Annotated in this window: 1 pseudogene; it reads left to right on the top strand. The window is 75.9% G+C overall.

Annotated elements, in window-relative coordinates:
• Positions 1-348 (top strand): annotated as a pseudogene (locus AA75_RS49915) (helicase); the annotation flags it as partial.

The raw sequence follows: 348 nt of genomic DNA, 5'->3' as shown, positions 1-348 counted from the left end.
GCGGGCGGCCGGTCGGGGTCATCATGAAGAACCTGCGCACGGCGCAGCGGCGTACCGAGGCGCTGGAGCGGCGGGCGGAGGCCGGCGAGGAGGGGCTGGACTTCACGGGGGCGCTGACCGCTGAGCGCAAGGCGGCGTTGGACGCGATCGATCCGGGGTGGTGCCCGGCCTGGCCGGTGGAGTGGCAGCGGTCCTTCGCCCTGGCCTGGCGGCACGTGAAGGCCGGCGGATCGCTCGCCGGTGACCCGGGTGCCGTCGTCATCCAGGGCGAGGACCTCGCCGGGTGGGCCCGGGCGCAGCGGGTCGGGTGGGACAAGCTGGGACCGGCCCAGCAGTGGGTGTGCGAGC

Source organism: Kitasatospora sp. MBT63 (assembly GCF_000710465.2).
GTDB lineage: Bacteria > Actinomycetota > Actinomycetes > Streptomycetales > Streptomycetaceae > Kitasatospora.
The sequence above is the reverse complement of the archived record's forward strand: the minus strand, read 5'-3'. Positions and strand labels throughout refer to the sequence as shown.